The following is a 14,346-nucleotide window of genomic DNA, read 5'->3' as shown; positions in this document are numbered from 1 at the left end:
TGAGGTCGTCATGGCCGGGCTTGTCCCGGCCATCCACGTCTGTTGTCAGTCCACGCCGAAGGCGTGAATGCCCGGCACGCGGCCGGGCATGACGGGGTGAGGCTTACGGCCGGTCCATCTTGCAGGTGGTCGGCAGCATGGTCTGAGCGGTGTCGATCTTGGCGACCTGCTTCCAGCCCCAGCCGGTCTTTTCTTCATCGAACTGGCCGGCCGGAATGTCACCGAACGACGAGATGTAGATCGGCTGGAAGAACTGGTGGTCGTCCTTCCGCATGATGCCTTCGCCGCCGTCCAGCACTTCGAACTTCATGTCTTCGAGCGCCTGGGCGACCTTCACCGGATCCAGCGACTTGGCCTTTTCGGCCGCGGCCGCGAACATCCGCATCTCGTTCACGGCGCGCGGATACCAGAGGCTCAGGTCGACCTTGGCGCGGAACGCCTTTTCGAAGTCCTGCGACGGCTTGTGGTCGACGTTGGCGAAGCCTTCGGTGATCTGGAACACCTGATGGTTGAGGCCGGTCTGCTTGATCGCGGTCGGGCCACCGGCGCCGCCGGCGTAGTAGGTGTACCAGCTCACCTTGAGGCCGGCGTCGGCGGCCGCTTTCAGCAGCAGCGCGATGTCCTGGCCCCAGTTGCCGGTGACGACGGTGTCGGCGCCGGACGCCTTGATCTTGGCGACGTAGGGCGCAAAGTCGGAGATCTTGAGCAGCGGATGCAGTTCGTCACCGACGATCTGGATGTCCGGACGCTTCTTGGCCAGCATCGCCCGGGCCTGGGTCCGCACCGACTGACCGAAGGAGTAATCCTGGTTGATCAAATAGACCTTTTTGATCGCCGGGACGTCCTTCATGTAGTTGGTGAGCGCCTCCATCTTGATGTCGGAGTTGGCGTCCCAGCGGAAGTGCCAGAAGCTGCACTTTTCGTTGGTCAGTACCGGATCGACCGCGGCGTAATTGAAGTAAAGAACTTCCTTGCCGGGGTTGCGCTCATTGTACTTGGTGAGGAAGTCGGACAGCGCGCCGGCGACCGACGAGCCGTTGCCCTGGGTCACGTAGCGCACGCCGGCGTCGATCGCCTTCTGCGCCTGGATCAGGCTTTCCTGCGGATTGGTCTTGTTGTCGAGCGGAACGATCTCGACCTTCTTGCCGAGGATGCCGCCCTTGGCGTTGAGCTCGTCGGCGAGATATTGGAAGGTCTTGAGGCCGCCTTCGCCGACGCTGGCGCCGCCGCCGGACAACGGATCGATGTAACCGATCTTGACGGTTTCTTGCGCCATCGCAACCGATCCGAACATCGGCAGCGCGATAGCGACGGCTGCAAGCAGAGCTTTACGCATTTAGCAGTCCTCCCTGAAATCTTTATTCGTTAGATCGTTGTTTCGGTGTTAGCCCAGATCAGTCGTGCGTTTCAACCGCCCTTTGCTGACGATTAGTTAATAAACACCGGCTCAGTCATTGGTCGGTAGCTAGTTGCCGAGCGCCGCATCATGCCGTCCAAAAGATGGACGACGCCTCCGGTTCAAATTCCGTGCAATGGAACCAAAACGATCGGCTGGGCCGAGGGTGGACGACGTGGCGCATTAACCTGCCGCGGTGTTACGCGGCGTGCGTCTGCCGAGTGCGACGATCATCGCGCTGATCAGCGGTTTCATGAAGAATGCTTCATTGGCAGGGGTGATGGTCGGTGCAAAGCCGTGCGCGGCGAGTTCCTCGGTGACCACCGGCCCCACCGAAGCGATCGGCGTACGGCTCAATCCCTCGCGCAGGCGGTCTTCGCAGGCGTGTGTGCGGGCGACGTCGAACAGCCGCCGCACCTGACCGGAACTGGTCAACGCCAGCGCATCGACGCGGCCTTCCGCCATCTCCTCGACAGCGGTGACAACGGTCTGTTCAGCCGCGCGCGCGTCGTAGGCATAAGGCAGCACCGCATCGATGGTCGCCCCTTGCGCCGTGATGGCATCGAGCAGCGCGGCGTGGTCACGTTCGGGATAGAGCTGAACGCCGATCCGGCGACCCGCGAGATTATAATGTTTCAGCGTGGCGGCGACGCCCTCGGAGGTCGGCGCTTCGGCAGTCACCTGCGGCTCCAGCCCGATCTCCCGCAGGGCCCGGCCCGGCTTTGGTCCCCGGATGAAGGTTCGCGTCCGGCCCACGGCCGCGACGAAAGACTGTTCGCGGTCGGTCGCGCGGGCAAGCTTGGTCAGGCGCCGCAGCCCTTCGCCGGTCAGCAGCACCAGATCGTCGAACGGCGCAGCGATCATCCGGTCGATCCAGGCCGAGACCGGGGCCGGGTCGGGCGCATCGCGGATTTCGAACATCGGGCACTGCAGGACGTCGGCGCCCTGTTCAGCCAGCAGCCGGGCGAACTGAGCCTCCTCGCGCGTCTCCAGGATCAGGATACGGGTGCCTTGGAGCCGTTCGGCCATGCAGTCTCGCCCTTCGCCCATTGTCGGGGCATCTTGCGCCGGTCTCCGGGATTGGCGCAAGCGATGCGGCGATGCTACAGCAGGGCACCGCAACGAGTTCCAGCGCCGTCGGCGCTGCCGCCCAGATCGCCATGCCCCATCATCAGTATGTCCTGACTCTGTCGTGCCCGGATCGTGCCGGGATCGTCTCCGCGGTGAGCACGTTTCTGTTCGAGAACGGGCAGAACATTCTCGACGCGCAGCAATACAACGATACCGAGAGCGGCCACTTCTTCATGCGGGTGGTGTTCAACGCCGCCGAGAAGGTGATTCCGCTGGCGTCGCTGCGGACCGGCTTCGGCGTGATCGCTGCCAAGTTCACGATGGGCTGGCACATGCGGGACCGCGAGACCCGGCGCAAGGTGATGCTGCTGGTGTCGCAGTCCGACCACTGTCTGGCAGACATTCTGTATCGCTGGCGGGTCGGCGACCTGCACATGATCCCAACCGCGATCGTCTCCAACCACCCGCGCGAGACCTTCAGCGGGTTCGATTTCGGCGACATCCCGTTCTACCACTTCCCGGTGAACAAGGAGACGCGACGGCAGCAGGAGGCGGCGATTACCGCACTGATCGCCCAGACCCACACCGATCTGGTGGTGCTGGCGCGCTACATGCAGATCCTGTCGGACGAGATGTCGGCGCGGCTCGCCGGCCGCTGCATCAACATCCACCACTCGTTCCTGCCCGGCTTCAAGGGTGCGAAGCCGTACCACCAGGCGTTCGACCGCGGCGTCAAGCTGATCGGCGCCACCGCGCATTACGTCACCAGCGCGCTCGACGAGGGCCCGATCATCGATCAGGACGTCGAACGCATCAGCCATCGCGACACCCCGGCCGATCTGGTGCGTAAGGGCCGCGATATCGAGCGCCGGGTGCTGTCCCGGGCGCTGCACTATCACCTCGACGACCGGGTGATCCTGAACGGTCGCAAGACGGTGGTGTTCACCGATTGAGGCTATTTCACCGGTAGCGTTGCCGCGAGCTCGCGGACGGTGTTGCCCGGCAGCACGAGGCCGGCGAGCTGCCAGCCCGAGCCGGCGAAGTGTAGCCGGATTTCGCTGTAGCTGTCGGCATCGGTGGTGTCGCTGACCCGCACCGCGAACTCGACCGACTCGACGAAGCGGAACCGGCCGAGCGTCGCCAGCACGTTCTTGGTGTCGATGGTGCCGAGCTGCGGCAGGCCGGCGATCGGTGGCAGGTCCTGAACGCCGTCGAGCTTTCCGGTCTTCAGCAGCTGCGTCAGATGGTCGGGCGTCAGCATCTTGGCGATCATCGCGTCGGCGATGCCGAGGCCGGCGGCGCGCACCAGCATGCGCTCGGAGGGACGGATCTCGCGGGTCTGTCCGATCCGTTCGAGATAGGCCGCGACGATCTGTTCGGCCAACGACTGCGTCAGCGATTTGACGTCGGTGCGGGCGATCACGCCGGCGCCGTCGCCGCTGCGCACTGCGTCGGCAAGGCCGCCGAGCGAGGCGACTGCGGAGCCGACATAGACGATGACCAGAATGATGAGCGCGGCGAGGCCGCCGAACAACCAGCGCATGATGGTCCAAAACTCCGAAAGGCGCGGGAGTTGAGGACGACCGCTGAGGTTCGTCCTATCTGGCCGGCGCGCCCGCGGGCGGCTGTCCGGTTTCGGCGGCCCTTGCCGCTTCGAGCTTTTCCCGCTCGGCCGCCGGCATTTTCCGGAGCCGTTCCTGCTCCTTCATATAGGCGTCGTACCTGGCGGTACCAGGGCGCGGCGGGGCGTCCGCCGGCAGTCCGCCGGCCCACTGCGGCACATAGTCCGCCATCCCGGTGGTGAGCGCGCTGTTGATCGAGCCGCAGCCCGTCAGCGCGCCCAGCATCACCACGGCGCACGCCAAGCGCAGTCCCCGAACCATCCCAACTCGCATCGATACATCTCGCTTCGTCGTCACCGGCAGAAGGCGCCGGCGCGGCTGTCTACCGCGTTCGGACGATCGCTCCAAACCCGCACCGCTATTGGATAACAGCATACCTGATATCGCACCATCATTTCAGTTTCCGTGGCAATGATATGGCCAAGCCTGCGGCGGGACCGTGGACGTCGGATCGTCGGCAATCTCGCTGTCGTTGGCCGGTGGGACATCATCCGGCGCCTCGACGTGTCGCCCGCCGACCATCACGCGCTTCGTGAGACAGCGCGGCGCCGCGTCGGCTAAGGTGGGATGGGCCATAAGCCTCGACAAAGAGGCAAGGGAAAAGGAAACACTCATGCGGATGGGCAGACGAACGCTGTTGCAGGCAGCCTGCATCGCACTGGCAGGCGCCGCGCCGATCGCGGTAGCGCACGCCGAGGATACCGTGAAGATCGGTCTGATCGTGCCGATGACCAGCGGCCAGGCGTCGACCGGCAAGCAGATCGACAACGCCATCAAGCTTTACATCAAGCAGAACGGTGACACCGTCGCCGGCAAGAAGATCGAAGTGATCCTGAAGGACGACGCTGCGGTTCCGGACAACACCAAGCGGCTCGCGCAGGAACTGATCGTCAACGACAAGGTCAACGTGATCGCCGGCTTCGGCATCACCCCCGCCGCATTGGCCGCGGCGCCGCTCGCCACCCAGGCGAAGGTGCCCGAAGTGGTGATGGCGGCCGGCACCTCGATCATCACCGAGCGCTCCCCCTACATCGTCCGCACCTCGTTTACGCTGCCGCAGTCCTCGACTGTGATCGGCGACTGGGCGGTGAAGAGCGGCATCAAGAAGGTGGTGACGCTGACGTCCGACTACGCGCCCGGCAACGACGCGCTGGCTGCGTTCAAGGAGCGCTTCACCGCCGGCGGCGGCCAGATCGTCGAAGAGGTCAAGGTGCCGCTCGCCAATCCGGACTTCGCGCCGTTCCTGCAGCGCGCCAAGGACTCAAAGCCGGACGCGATGTTCGTGTTCGTGCCGGCCGGGCAGGGCGGCAACTTCATGAAGCAGTTCGCCGAACGCGGCCTCGACAAGTCGGGCATCAAGGTGATCGGCCCCGGCGACGTGATGGATGATGACCTGTTAAACAGCATGGGCGATGCCGCGATCGGCGTGGTCACCGCGCACATCTACTCGGCGGCGCATCCGTCGGAGAAGAACAAGGCGTTCGTCGCCGCTTACAAGAAGGAATTCGGCCAGCGGCCGGGCTTCATGGCGGTCGGCGGCTACGACGGCATCCACTTGATCTACGAAGCGCTGAAGAAGACCGGCGGCAAGGCCGACGGCGACTCGCTGATCGCCGCGATGAAGGGCATGGCCTGGGAGAGCCCGCGCGGCCCGATCTCGATCGATCCCGACACTCGCGACATCGTCCAGAACGTCTACATCCGCAAGGTCGAGAAGGTCGACGGCGAGCTCTACAACGTCGAGTTCGACAAGGTCGACGCGGTCAAGGACCCGGGCAAGACGAAGAAGTAAGCGACCGCGCGCTCCGGATTGAATGTTGTCATTCCGGGGCGCGCGAAGCGCGAACCCGGAATCCATAACCCCTGCAGGGAGTATGGATTCCGGGCCTGCGTCCCAAGAGGGGCGCATCCCGGAATGACGAACGCTGATGATTGAATCGCGATGACCCTGCTCACCATCCTGTTCGACGGCGTTGCTTACGGCATGCTGCTGTTCGTGCTCGCGTGCGGGCTGGCGGTGACGCTGGGCCTCATGAATTTCGTCAATCTCGCGCACGGCGCGTTCGCGATGGCTGGTGGCTATGTCTGCGCCGTGCTGGTCAATCGCGCCGGTTGGCCGTTCTTCGCTGCGCTGCCGCTTGCCTTCCTCGCCAGCGCCGCGATCGGTGCGGTGCTGGAGCGGCTGCTGTACCGGCATCTCTACACCCGCTCCCATCTCGATCAGGTGCTGTTCAGCGTCGGGCTGGTGTTTATGTCGGTCGCAGCAGTCGACTACATCATGGGCTCGTCGCGGGTGTTCATGCAGCTGCCGGAGGCACTGCAGGGGCAGATCGACCTGTTCGGCGTCGGCATCGGCCGCTACCGGCTGATGATCATCGTGATCTGCGGCCTTCTGACCGTCGGCCTGCAACTGACCCTGGCGAAGACACGGTTCGGCAGTCGGCTGCGCGCCGCGGTCGATGATCCGCGCGTCGCATCCGGCCTCGGCATCAACGTGCCGCAGGTGTTCGCGCTGACCTTTGCGTTCGGCTGCGGGCTGGCCGGCTTCGGCGGTGCGCTGAGCGCCGAGATCCTCGGGCTCGATCCGTATTTCCCGCTGAAGTTCATGATCTACTTCCTGATCGTCGTCACCGTCGGCGGCTCCTCTTCGATCACCGGGCCGTTCCTTGCCTCGCTGCTGCTCGGCATCGGCGACGTTGCCGGCAAATACTATCTGCCCAAGCTCGGGCCGTTCGTGATCTACACCATCATGATCGTGATCCTGATCTGGCGTCCCAATGGCCTGTTCGGTCGCACCGCGGCGCGCTGATGAGCATGTCGACTCCTCCCGAAATCGTCGGCTTCCACGCCCGCCGTACCGCGCGATGGCACTGGTCTGAATTGGCGTTCTGGGTCTTGCTGATCGGCTGCGGCCTGCTGTTTCCGTCGCGCTATCTGATCATGACCGAGATCGTCCGGCTCGGCCTGTTCGCGCTGTCGCTCGATCTGATCCTTGGCTATGCCGGCATCGTCTCGCTGGGTCATGCGGCATTCTTCGGCGTCGGCGCCTATAGCGCCGGCCTGCTGGCGCTGCACGGCATCGTCGGCGAGCCGGTGCTGGCGCTGCTGGTCGCAGGCCTCGGCGCCGCGGTGCTCGGCTTCGCCACCAGCTTCCTGGTTATTCGCGGCGTCGATCTCACCCGGCTGATGGTGACGCTCGGCATCGTGCTGCTGCTCGAAGCGCTGGCGGAGCGGTTCTCCAACATCACCGGCGGCACCGACGGCCTGCAGGGGATCGTGATGCAGCCGCTGCTCGGCATCTTCGAGTTCGACATCTTCGGCAAGGTCGGGTTCTGGTACACCGTTGCAGTGCTGTTTGTGCTGTTCCTGCTGGCGCGCCGGGTGGTGCATTCGCCTTTCGGCTTGAGCTTGCGCGCGATCCGCAACAACCCGCTGCGCGCCTCGGCGGTGGGTATCCCGGTCAACAGCCGGTTGGTCGCGATCTACACTTTCGCGGCGTTCTACGCGGGTATCGCCGGCGCGCTGTTTACCCAGACCACCCAGCTCGCCTCGCTCGACGTGTTCTCGTTCGAGCGTTCGGCTGATCTGATCCTGGTGCTGGTGCTCGGCGGCACAGGTTATCTGTATGGCGGACTGATCGGCGCGGTGGTGTTCAAGCTACTGCAGGAGACCTTCTCGATCCTTACGCCGCAATACTGGCTGTTCTGGATCGGCCTGGTGCTGGTGGTGATCGTGCTGATCGGCCGCGAGCGGCTGCATCGCTGGGTGCTGTTCCTGCCGCGTGCGATTGCGCGCGCGGTGCGCGGCGGTAAGCCGGCGGCGGGAGGCGCGAAATGACCCTGGCGCTGCAAACCATCGGGCTGGAGAAGCACTTCGGCGGGCTCAACGTCACCCGCAACCTGTCGCTCAGTGTCGAAGCCGGCGCGCGCCATGCCCTGATCGGTCCCAACGGCGCCGGAAAGACCACGGTGATCAATCAGCTCACCGGCGTGCTCAAGCCCAACGGCGGGCGCATCCTGCTCGAAGGCCACGACATCACCCATATGCCGGTGCACGCCCGCGTGCTGCGCGGGCTGTCGCGCACCTTCCAGATCAACCAGCTCTACGCCGACCTCACCCCGCTCGAGACCATCGGGCTCGCGGTGTCGGAGCGCTCCGGCCACGGCCACGACTGGTGGCGGCGGATGGGCACCCGCGCCGACATCAACGGCGAGATCGCCGAGAACCTCGAGCGCTTCAAGCTGCTCGACGTGATGAACGAGCCGACCGGCACGCTGCCCTATGGCAAGCAGCGGCTGCTCGAGATCGCGGTGGCGATCGCTACCAAGCCGCGGGTGCTGCTGCTCGACGAGCCCGCCGCGGGTGTGCCGGAGAGCGAGCGCCACGACATTCTCGCCGTGGTCGCCGGCCTGCCGCGCGAGGTGACGGTGCTGCTGATCGAGCACGACATGGACCTGGTGTTTTCCTTCGCCGACCGCATCTCGGTGCTGGTCTCCGGTGCGCTGCTGACCGAAGGCACGCCTGAAGAGGTTGCGCGCGATCCGCAGGTCAAGGCGGTGTATCTCGGCGAGGATGCCCATGTCTGAGCTCGTAATGTCTGAGCGCGAAATGCCTGAGCTGGCCAATGTCTGACTTGCTTACGATCGATCAGCTTCGCGCCGGCTATGGAGAGGCGGTGGTGCTGCCGTCGATGTCGCTGCGTCTTGCCGAAGGCGAAGTGCTGGCGCTGCTCGGCCGCAACGGCACCGGCAAGACCACGCTGATCAACTCCATCGTCGGCGTCACCCGCCGCTTCTCCGGCACCATTGCGGTCGGCGGCGTCGATGTCACCGCGCTGCGCCCGGATCAGCGGGCGCGCGCCGGCATTGGGTGGGTGCCGCAGGAGCGCAACATCTTCAAGTCCCTCACCGTTGAGGAGAACCTCACCGCGGTGGCGCAGCCGGGGCTGTGGACGGTGGCGCGGGTGTACGAGATGTTTCCGCGGCTGGAGGAGCGCCGCAGCAATTTCGGCAATCAGCTCTCGGGCGGCGAACAGCAGATGCTGGCGATCGGCCGTGCGCTGACGCTCAATCCCAAGGTGCTGCTGCTGGACGAACCGACCGAGGGCCTCGCGCCGATCATCGTTGACGAATTGCTAACCGCGCTCGGCACCATCACCCGCTCCGGCGGCATCTGCTCGATCATCGTCGAGCAGAACGCGCGAAAAATCCTCCAGCTCGCGGATCGGGTTGTGATATTGGAACGCGGCGCGATCGTGCATGATGCGGCGAGCGCGGCGCTGAAGGATGATGCCGCAACGCTGGAACGCTATCTGGGCGTCTCCGGCGGAGCCAAGAGCTGACCTTGGGGAGTGACAATGACGCAAAGAACAAAGCCACCGTTCCGCGCCGACGAGGTCGGCAGCCTGCTGCGGCCGCAGAAGATCAAGGAAGCCCGCGCCAAGCTGGAAAAGGGCGAGATCACCGCCGCCAATCTGCGCGAGATCGAGGATATGGAGATCGAGAAGGTCGTCCATAAGCAGTCGGCGATCGGGCTGAAGCTTGCGACCGACGGCGAGTTCCGCCGCTCATGGTGGCACTTCGACTTCCTGAGCCATCTCACCGGCTGTGAGCTCTATCACCCCGACACCGGCATTCAGTTCGCCGGCGTGCAGACCCGCAACGATTCGATCCGCGTCATCGGCAAGCTCGACTTCCCCGATGACCACCCGATGCTCGATCACTTCCGTTTCCTCAAGAAGCACGCCGACATCGCGCATGTGACGCCGAAGATGACCATTCCGTCGCCGGCCGTGCTGCACTTCCGCGGCGGCCGCAAGGCGATCTCCAGCGAGGTCTATCCGGATCTCGACGGCTTCTTCCAGGATCTCGCCAAGACCTATCGCAAGGCGGTGAAGGCGTTCTACGACGCCGGCTGCCGCTATCTGCAATTCGACGACACCGTGTGGGCGTATCTGTGCTCGCAGGATGAGCTGCAGAAGGCGCGCGCTCGCGGTGACAATCCGGACAATTTGCAGCAGATCTATGCGCGGGTGATCAACTACGCGATCGCCGATCGGCCGGCCGACATGGTGATCACCACCCACGTTTGCCGCGGCAATTTCCGTTCGACCTGGATTTCCTCCGGCGGCTACGAGCCGGTGGCGGAGACGCTGCTCGGCGGGATCAATTACGACGGCTACTTCCTGGAATACGATTCCGAGCGCGCCGGCGGGTTCGAGCCGCTGCGTTTCCTGCCCAAGGGCAACAAGGTCGTGGTGGTCGGCGTCATCACCTCGAAGTTCGGCGAACTGGAGAGCAAGGACGCGATCAAGCGCCGGCTCGAAGAGGCGTCGAAATTCGTGCCGCTCGACCAGCTCGCGCTGTCGCCGCAGTGCGGCTTCGCCTCGACCGAAGAGGGCAACATCCTGTCCGAGCAGGAGCAGTGGGACAAGCTCCGCCTCGCGGTGGAAGTGTCCTGGGACGTCTGGGGCAAGTAAGCGTCTCGTTCCGACCTTTGGATCTGCTTGATGGCCGGGCTTGTCCCGGTCATTTGCGTTTCAAACGAGCCCCGTCATTCCGGGGCGCGCGAAGCGCGAACCCGGCGACTGTCTCATGTGTCAAGGGTCTTACCTTGATATGGCGTGTCGGCTTTGACGAGTGCGTTGGCCGTGACGAGCAGTTTTCGGGCGATTGCGATGAGCGCGACCTTTCCGGGTTTTCCTTGCAGGCGAAGGGCGTTGTAGTCGTCGCGGAGCTTGGGGTGGTGGCGGGCGGCGACCAGGGCTGCCATGTAGAGGGCGGCGCGAACGCAAGGACGTCCGCCGGCGATGGCGGCGCGAGGCGGTGCTGCGCCGGATTGGCTGACGTGCGGCGCGAGCCCTGCGAGGCTGGCGATGGCCTTGCGATCGCGCTGGCCGAGTTCGGGTAGGTCGGTGATGAGGAGCGTAGCCACCCGTTCGCCGATGCCGGGGATCGATTTGAGGATGTGAAGGACGCGGCGGAGTTCGGCGTCGTCGCCGATGCGCCTGGCGAGTTCGGCCTCGATGGCTTGGCACTGCGCCGACAACGCGGCGATCGCGGCCCGATGACTATCGAGCAGGAGCGTGCCGCGGACCTGCTTCATCCGGGTCTTCTCCATCGCGATCATCTCGGTGAGCTGGCGGCGTCGCAGCGACAACGCCTTCAGCTCGAGTTGGGTGTCGGTCGGCAGGGGGCGCAGGGTCTCGGGCATAGTGAGAGCGAAGCGCGCAATCAGCCGCGCGTCCAGCCTGTCGGTCTTGGCGCGACCGCCTTCGGCCTCGCGGAACGCCTTGATCCGGCGCGGATTGACGATGCCGACTTCGAAGCCGGCGACCGAAAGCGCTTTGACCAGCGGTTCGGCATAGGGACCGATCGCCTCCAGAACCACCCGCCTGACGCCGGAGCGTTCGAGGCGGGCGATGATCTCGGCGATGCCCTCGGCCAGATTAGGCATCCGGAAGGTCTGGCCCGACGGAGCCAGCGCGACATCGAGGAAACGTTGGCCGGCATCGACGCCGGCCGCAACCGCAAGCGGCACTGCAATCGTCATGGGCATCGGTCCTGTATGCGGGCGATCACCGCAACGGCAATGCCCGTGCGACTGTTCGATCAAGCAACACCGACAGAGGCGCCCGCACCGGGTTACGGCGAGATGATCGGCCGGGAATCCACCGAGCGGCCTCCGTCGTGCTGACTATGCACCAGCACCTCGCAGATACAGGAATCCAGGAGTTATGGCGATGCCGGGTGCTCAACAGCTCCGAATTCCGGGGGGCGGGCTCCGGAATGACGGTGTGGGGAGGGAGACTGACGACGCGCCTATCGCCTGCCGTCAATCGATCCCCAGATACGCCGCCTTCACCTTCGGATCGGTGAGCAGTTCTGCGGCCGGCCCTGCGTGAACGATGCGGCCGGTTTCGATCACGTAGCCGCGGTCGGCGATTTCAAGGGCGGCCGCGGCGTTCTGTTCGACCAGCAGGATGGTGATGCCACTGTTGCGCATGGCCACCACGGCGTCGAGGATCTGGTCGACCAGGATCGGCGACAGCCCGAGCGAGGGCTCATCGAGGAGCAGCAGCTTCGGCTGGCCCATCAGGGCGCGGCCGATCGCCAGCATCTGCTGTTGGCCGCCGGACAGGCCGCTGGCTTGCTGGTCGCGCTTGTCCTTCAGGATCGGAAACATCGCATAGACGCGCTCGCGGTCGGCCTCGATGCCGTCGTCCTTGCGCAAATAAGCGCCGAGCCTGAGATTGTCGGCGACACTGAGCGGGCCGAAGATCTGGCGCCCCTCGGGCGACTGGGTGATGCCGAGGCCGACGCGCTTGTGCGGCGCCAGCTTGTCGATGCGTTGGCCGAGAAACCGGATTTCTCCGCCGGACACCGGCTGCACGCCGGACAGTGCGCGCAGCAGCGTGGTCTTGCCGGCGCCGTTGGAGCCGATCAGCGCCACTACCTCGCCAGCACGCACCTCAATGCCGATGCCCTTGAGCACGTCGATCCGGCCGTAGCCGCTGTGCAGGTCCTTCACCTCAAGCACGCGCCGCCTCCCGCGCGCCATGGCGTCCGAGATAGGCTTCCGCCACCAGCGGATTGTGCCGCACCTCGTCGGGCGTGCCTTCGACCAGCATCCGGCCCTGATTGAGCACCAGGATGCGATGCGAGATCTTCATCACCAGCTTCATGTCGTGCTCGACCAGCACCACCGCGATGCCCTGGTCGGCGACGCGGCAGATCAGGCGGTCGATTTCCTCGGTCTCGACCGAATTGCACCCGGCTGCCGGCTCGTCGAGCAGCAGCACCCGCGGTTCGGCGGCGAGCGCGCGGGCGATTTCCAGCCGCTTGCACGCGCCATACGACAACGAGCCCGCCGCGACGTCGGCGACGTCGCGTAGGCCGACCTGATCGAGGAGCATCAGCGCTGCCACGCGGGTGGCGCGGTTCTGCCGCGTCACCGAGGGCAGGCGCAGTAGATCGGCAAACAGGCTGCAGCGCTCCTGCAGATGCCGACCGACCATCACGTTTTCGGCGGCGGTCATGCGGTGGAAGATCTGCAGGTTCTGGAAGGTGCGCGATAGCCCGCGGGTGGCGAGTTCGTCCGGCGGCAGGCCGGTGACGTCGCGGCCGTCGAGCTCGATCCGGCCGTGGTCGGCGGCGTACATGCCGGAGACGACATTGAACAGCGTGGTCTTGCCGGCGCCGTTCGGGCCGATGATCGACAGGATTTCGCCGGGCGCCACCGTGAAGCCGACGCCGTCGATCGCTTTGACGCCGCCGAATGCGATGCCGACGTCGCAAACCTTCAGAAGCGTCATCGCCGCGCCCTCATGGTCAGCTTTGCCAGCATCGGCACCATGCCGTCGCGCATGAAGATCATCGACACGATGATGATCAGGCCGAGCAGGAAATGCTCGTAGTCCTGAAACACCGTCAGCAGCTGCGGCAGCACCACCAGCACCGCGGCGCCGACGATGCTGCCGACGATCGAGCCGAGGCCGCCGAGCACCACCATCGTCACCAGCTCGACCGAATGCAGGAAGCCCGCCTGATCCGGATTGACGAAGCCGTTCATCATCGCCAGCGCCGAGCCGGCGATCGAGGCGTACACCGCCGCGATGACGAAGGCCTGCAGCTTGAAGCGTTCGACATGCACGCCGGCGGTGCGCGCGGCGATCTCGCTGTCGTGCAGCGCCCGGAAGGCACGTCCGGTGGGCGTGTCGTCGAGGTTGAGCGCGAACCAGGTGCCGATCAGCAGCAGCCCCGCCGTGATCCAGTACCAGGTGTTCGAGCCGGAGACGCGCCAGCCGAACAGACTGAGCTTCGGCACCGGCATGCCGTCAGGCCCCCCGGTCCAGCCGCTTTCGGTGGTGATCACCATCGCCACCAGCACGCCAAGCCCGAGCGTGGCGATGGCGAGGTAATGTCCCTTCAGCCGCAGGATGGGGCGGCCGACCAGAAAAGCGAGCAGGGCGGAGAGCAGAGCGCCGACCAGCACCGCGAGCAGCGCGTTGAGGCCTAAATGCGCCGGCCCGATCGCCACCGCATAAGCGCCGATGCCGAAGAAACCGGCATGGCCGAGGCTGACCTGGCCGGCTTTGCCCATCAGAATATTGAGCCCGACCGCCGCAAGCGCCGACACCCAGACCAGCGAGGCGACGCGGAAGTAATAGCTCGATGGAAACAGCAGCGGCAGCACCGCCATCATGACGGCGAGCGTGACCAGAATGACGGACCGGCGTCCGAACAGGTTCAGCATCAC

General features: G+C 65.2%; 15 protein-coding genes. 7 read left to right on the top strand and 8 right to left on the bottom strand.

The annotated features are described in order from the left end of the window. Nucleotides 1–103: 103 nt before the first annotated feature. Both LRC39_RS20610 and LRC39_RS20605 read right to left on the bottom strand, forming a co-directional pair. On the bottom strand, nt 104–1,336 hold the full coding sequence (locus tag LRC39_RS20610; RefSeq protein ID WP_107345714.1) for a branched-chain amino acid ABC transporter substrate-binding protein: 1,233 nt from the start codon (nt 1,334–1,336) through the stop codon (nt 104–106). A 243-nt stretch (nt 1,337–1,579) separates the two neighbouring features. Continuing rightward, nucleotides 1,580–2,425 carry a uroporphyrinogen-III synthase gene (locus LRC39_RS20605; RefSeq protein ID WP_346295484.1) on the bottom strand — a complete coding sequence of 282 codons (846 nt, stop codon included), beginning with the start codon at nt 2,423–2,425 and terminating at the stop codon, nt 1,580–1,582. A 131-nt stretch (nt 2,426–2,556) separates the two neighbouring features. Between LRC39_RS20605 and purU the strand changes: the two genes are divergently transcribed. After that, nucleotides 2,557–3,420: a formyltetrahydrofolate deformylase gene (gene purU / locus LRC39_RS20600; protein WP_107346704.1), complete on the top strand. Its 864-nt coding sequence runs from the start codon at nt 2,557–2,559 to the stop codon at nt 3,418–3,420. A gap of 2 nt (nt 3,421–3,422) precedes the next feature. Here the strand turns inward: purU and LRC39_RS20595 are convergent, their stop codons facing one another. Together LRC39_RS20595 and LRC39_RS20590 are read right to left on the bottom strand one after the other, a co-directional pair. Continuing rightward, complete coding sequence (locus LRC39_RS20595) at nt 3,423–4,010, bottom strand: DUF2939 domain-containing protein (protein ID WP_346295483.1); 588 nt, start codon at nt 4,008–4,010, stop codon at nt 3,423–3,425. A 55-nt stretch (nt 4,011–4,065) separates the two neighbouring features. Further along, a complete protein-coding gene (locus tag LRC39_RS20590) occupies nt 4,066–4,362 on the bottom strand; it encodes a hypothetical protein (protein WP_346297534.1) in 297 nt (98 codons plus the stop codon). A 340-nt stretch (nt 4,363–4,702) separates the two neighbouring features. On the opposite strand from LRC39_RS20590, the gene LRC39_RS20585 reads away from it, so the two are divergent. From LRC39_RS20585 to LRC39_RS20560, 6 genes are all read left to right on the top strand, one after another. Further along, nucleotides 4,703–5,881 (top strand): ABC transporter substrate-binding protein, encoded by a 1,179-nt coding sequence (locus LRC39_RS20585; protein WP_346295482.1) that lies wholly within the window; start codon nt 4,703–4,705, stop codon nt 5,879–5,881. 150 nt (nt 5,882–6,031) lie between these two features. Further along, nucleotides 6,032–6,898 carry a branched-chain amino acid ABC transporter permease gene (locus LRC39_RS20580; RefSeq protein WP_164573241.1) on the top strand — a complete coding sequence of 289 codons (867 nt, stop codon included), beginning with the start codon at nt 6,032–6,034 and terminating at the stop codon, nt 6,896–6,898. Continuing rightward, nucleotides 6,898–7,926 (top strand): branched-chain amino acid ABC transporter permease, encoded by a 1,029-nt coding sequence (locus LRC39_RS20575; RefSeq protein WP_346295481.1) that lies wholly within the window; start codon nt 6,898–6,900, stop codon nt 7,924–7,926. The genes LRC39_RS20580 and LRC39_RS20575 overlap by 1 nt, the downstream gene beginning before the upstream one ends. Then, nucleotides 7,923–8,675 carry an ABC transporter ATP-binding protein gene (locus tag LRC39_RS20570; protein ID WP_346295480.1) on the top strand — a complete coding sequence of 251 codons (753 nt, stop codon included), beginning with the start codon at nt 7,923–7,925 and terminating at the stop codon, nt 8,673–8,675. The genes LRC39_RS20575 and LRC39_RS20570 overlap by 4 nt, the downstream gene beginning before the upstream one ends. Nucleotides 8,676–8,713: 38 nt before the next feature. After that, nucleotides 8,714–9,430 carry an ABC transporter ATP-binding protein gene (locus LRC39_RS20565; protein WP_346295479.1) on the top strand — a complete coding sequence of 239 codons (717 nt, stop codon included), beginning with the start codon at nt 8,714–8,716 and terminating at the stop codon, nt 9,428–9,430. A 15-nt stretch (nt 9,431–9,445) separates the two neighbouring features. Then, a complete protein-coding gene (locus LRC39_RS20560) occupies nt 9,446–10,567 on the top strand; it encodes a cobalamin-independent methionine synthase II family protein (protein ID WP_107345705.1) in 1,122 nt (373 codons plus the stop codon). A 113-nt stretch (nt 10,568–10,680) separates the two neighbouring features. Here LRC39_RS20560 and LRC39_RS20555 read toward each other — a convergent pair whose 3' ends face one another. The 4 genes from LRC39_RS20555 to LRC39_RS20540 all read right to left on the bottom strand — a co-directional run bounded on the left by LRC39_RS20555 (nt 10,681) and on the right by LRC39_RS20540 (nt 14,343). Continuing rightward, the gene (locus LRC39_RS20555) at nt 10,681–11,640 is read right to left on the bottom strand and encodes an IS110 family transposase (protein ID WP_142884215.1); all 960 of its coding nucleotides are present in this window, start codon (nt 11,638–11,640) and stop codon (nt 10,681–10,683) included. A 282-nt stretch (nt 11,641–11,922) separates the two neighbouring features. Next, complete coding sequence (locus LRC39_RS20550) at nt 11,923–12,627, bottom strand: ABC transporter ATP-binding protein (RefSeq protein WP_107357596.1); 705 nt, start codon at nt 12,625–12,627, stop codon at nt 11,923–11,925. Next, on the bottom strand, nt 12,620–13,402 hold the full coding sequence (locus LRC39_RS20545) for an ABC transporter ATP-binding protein (protein WP_107356687.1): 783 nt from the start codon (nt 13,400–13,402) through the stop codon (nt 12,620–12,622). The genes LRC39_RS20550 and LRC39_RS20545 overlap by 8 nt, the downstream gene beginning before the upstream one ends. Then, nucleotides 13,399–14,343, bottom strand: coding sequence for a branched-chain amino acid ABC transporter permease (locus LRC39_RS20540; protein ID WP_346295478.1), 945 nt, complete (start codon nt 14,341–14,343; stop codon nt 13,399–13,401). The genes LRC39_RS20545 and LRC39_RS20540 overlap by 4 nt, the downstream gene beginning before the upstream one ends. Between the last annotated feature and the right edge of the window lie 3 nt (nt 14,344–14,346).

Origin of the sequence: Rhodopseudomonas sp. P1, from assembly GCF_039642825.1 — a bacterium.
GTDB lineage: Bacteria > Pseudomonadota > Alphaproteobacteria > Rhizobiales > Xanthobacteraceae > Rhodopseudomonas > Rhodopseudomonas palustris_H.
The sequence above is the reverse complement of the archived record's forward strand: the minus strand, read 5'-3'. Positions and strand labels throughout refer to the sequence as shown.

Bases quoted from the DNA above. Each gene is read 5' to 3' on its own strand.
- LRC39_RS20580 (WP_164573241.1), top strand. From the start codon at position 6,032: ATGACCCTGCTCACCATCCTGTTCGACGGCGTTGCTTACGGCATGCTG.
- LRC39_RS20565 (WP_346295479.1), top strand. From the start codon at position 8,714: ATGTCTGACTTGCTTACGATCGATCAGCTTCGCGCCGGCTATGGAGAG.
- LRC39_RS20570 (WP_346295480.1), top strand. From the start codon at position 7,923: ATGACCCTGGCGCTGCAAACCATCGGGCTGGAGAAGCACTTCGGCGGG.
- LRC39_RS20595 (WP_346295483.1), bottom strand. From the start codon at position 4,010: ATGCGCTGGTTGTTCGGCGGCCTCGCCGCGCTCATCATTCTGGTCATC.
- LRC39_RS20610 (WP_107345714.1), bottom strand. From the start codon at position 1,336: ATGCGTAAAGCTCTGCTTGCAGCCGTCGCTATCGCGCTGCCGATGTTC.
- LRC39_RS20605 (WP_346295484.1), bottom strand. From the start codon at position 2,425: ATGGCCGAACGGCTCCAAGGCACCCGTATCCTGATCCTGGAGACGCGC.
- LRC39_RS20540 (WP_346295478.1), bottom strand. From the start codon at position 14,343: ATGCTGAACCTGTTCGGACGCCGGTCCGTCATTCTGGTCACGCTCGCC.
- LRC39_RS20590 (WP_346297534.1), bottom strand. From the start codon at position 4,362: ATGCGAGTTGGGATGGTTCGGGGACTGCGCTTGGCGTGCGCCGTGGTG.
- purU (WP_107346704.1), top strand. From the start codon at position 2,557: ATGCCCCATCATCAGTATGTCCTGACTCTGTCGTGCCCGGATCGTGCC.
- LRC39_RS20585 (WP_346295482.1), top strand. From the start codon at position 4,703: ATGCGGATGGGCAGACGAACGCTGTTGCAGGCAGCCTGCATCGCACTG.
- LRC39_RS20575 (WP_346295481.1), top strand. From the start codon at position 6,898: ATGAGCATGTCGACTCCTCCCGAAATCGTCGGCTTCCACGCCCGCCGT.
- LRC39_RS20545 (WP_107356687.1), bottom strand. From the start codon at position 13,402: ATGACGCTTCTGAAGGTTTGCGACGTCGGCATCGCATTCGGCGGCGTC.
- LRC39_RS20555 (WP_142884215.1), bottom strand. From the start codon at position 11,640: ATGACGATTGCAGTGCCGCTTGCGGTTGCGGCCGGCGTCGATGCCGGC.
- LRC39_RS20560 (WP_107345705.1), top strand. From the start codon at position 9,446: ATGACGCAAAGAACAAAGCCACCGTTCCGCGCCGACGAGGTCGGCAGC.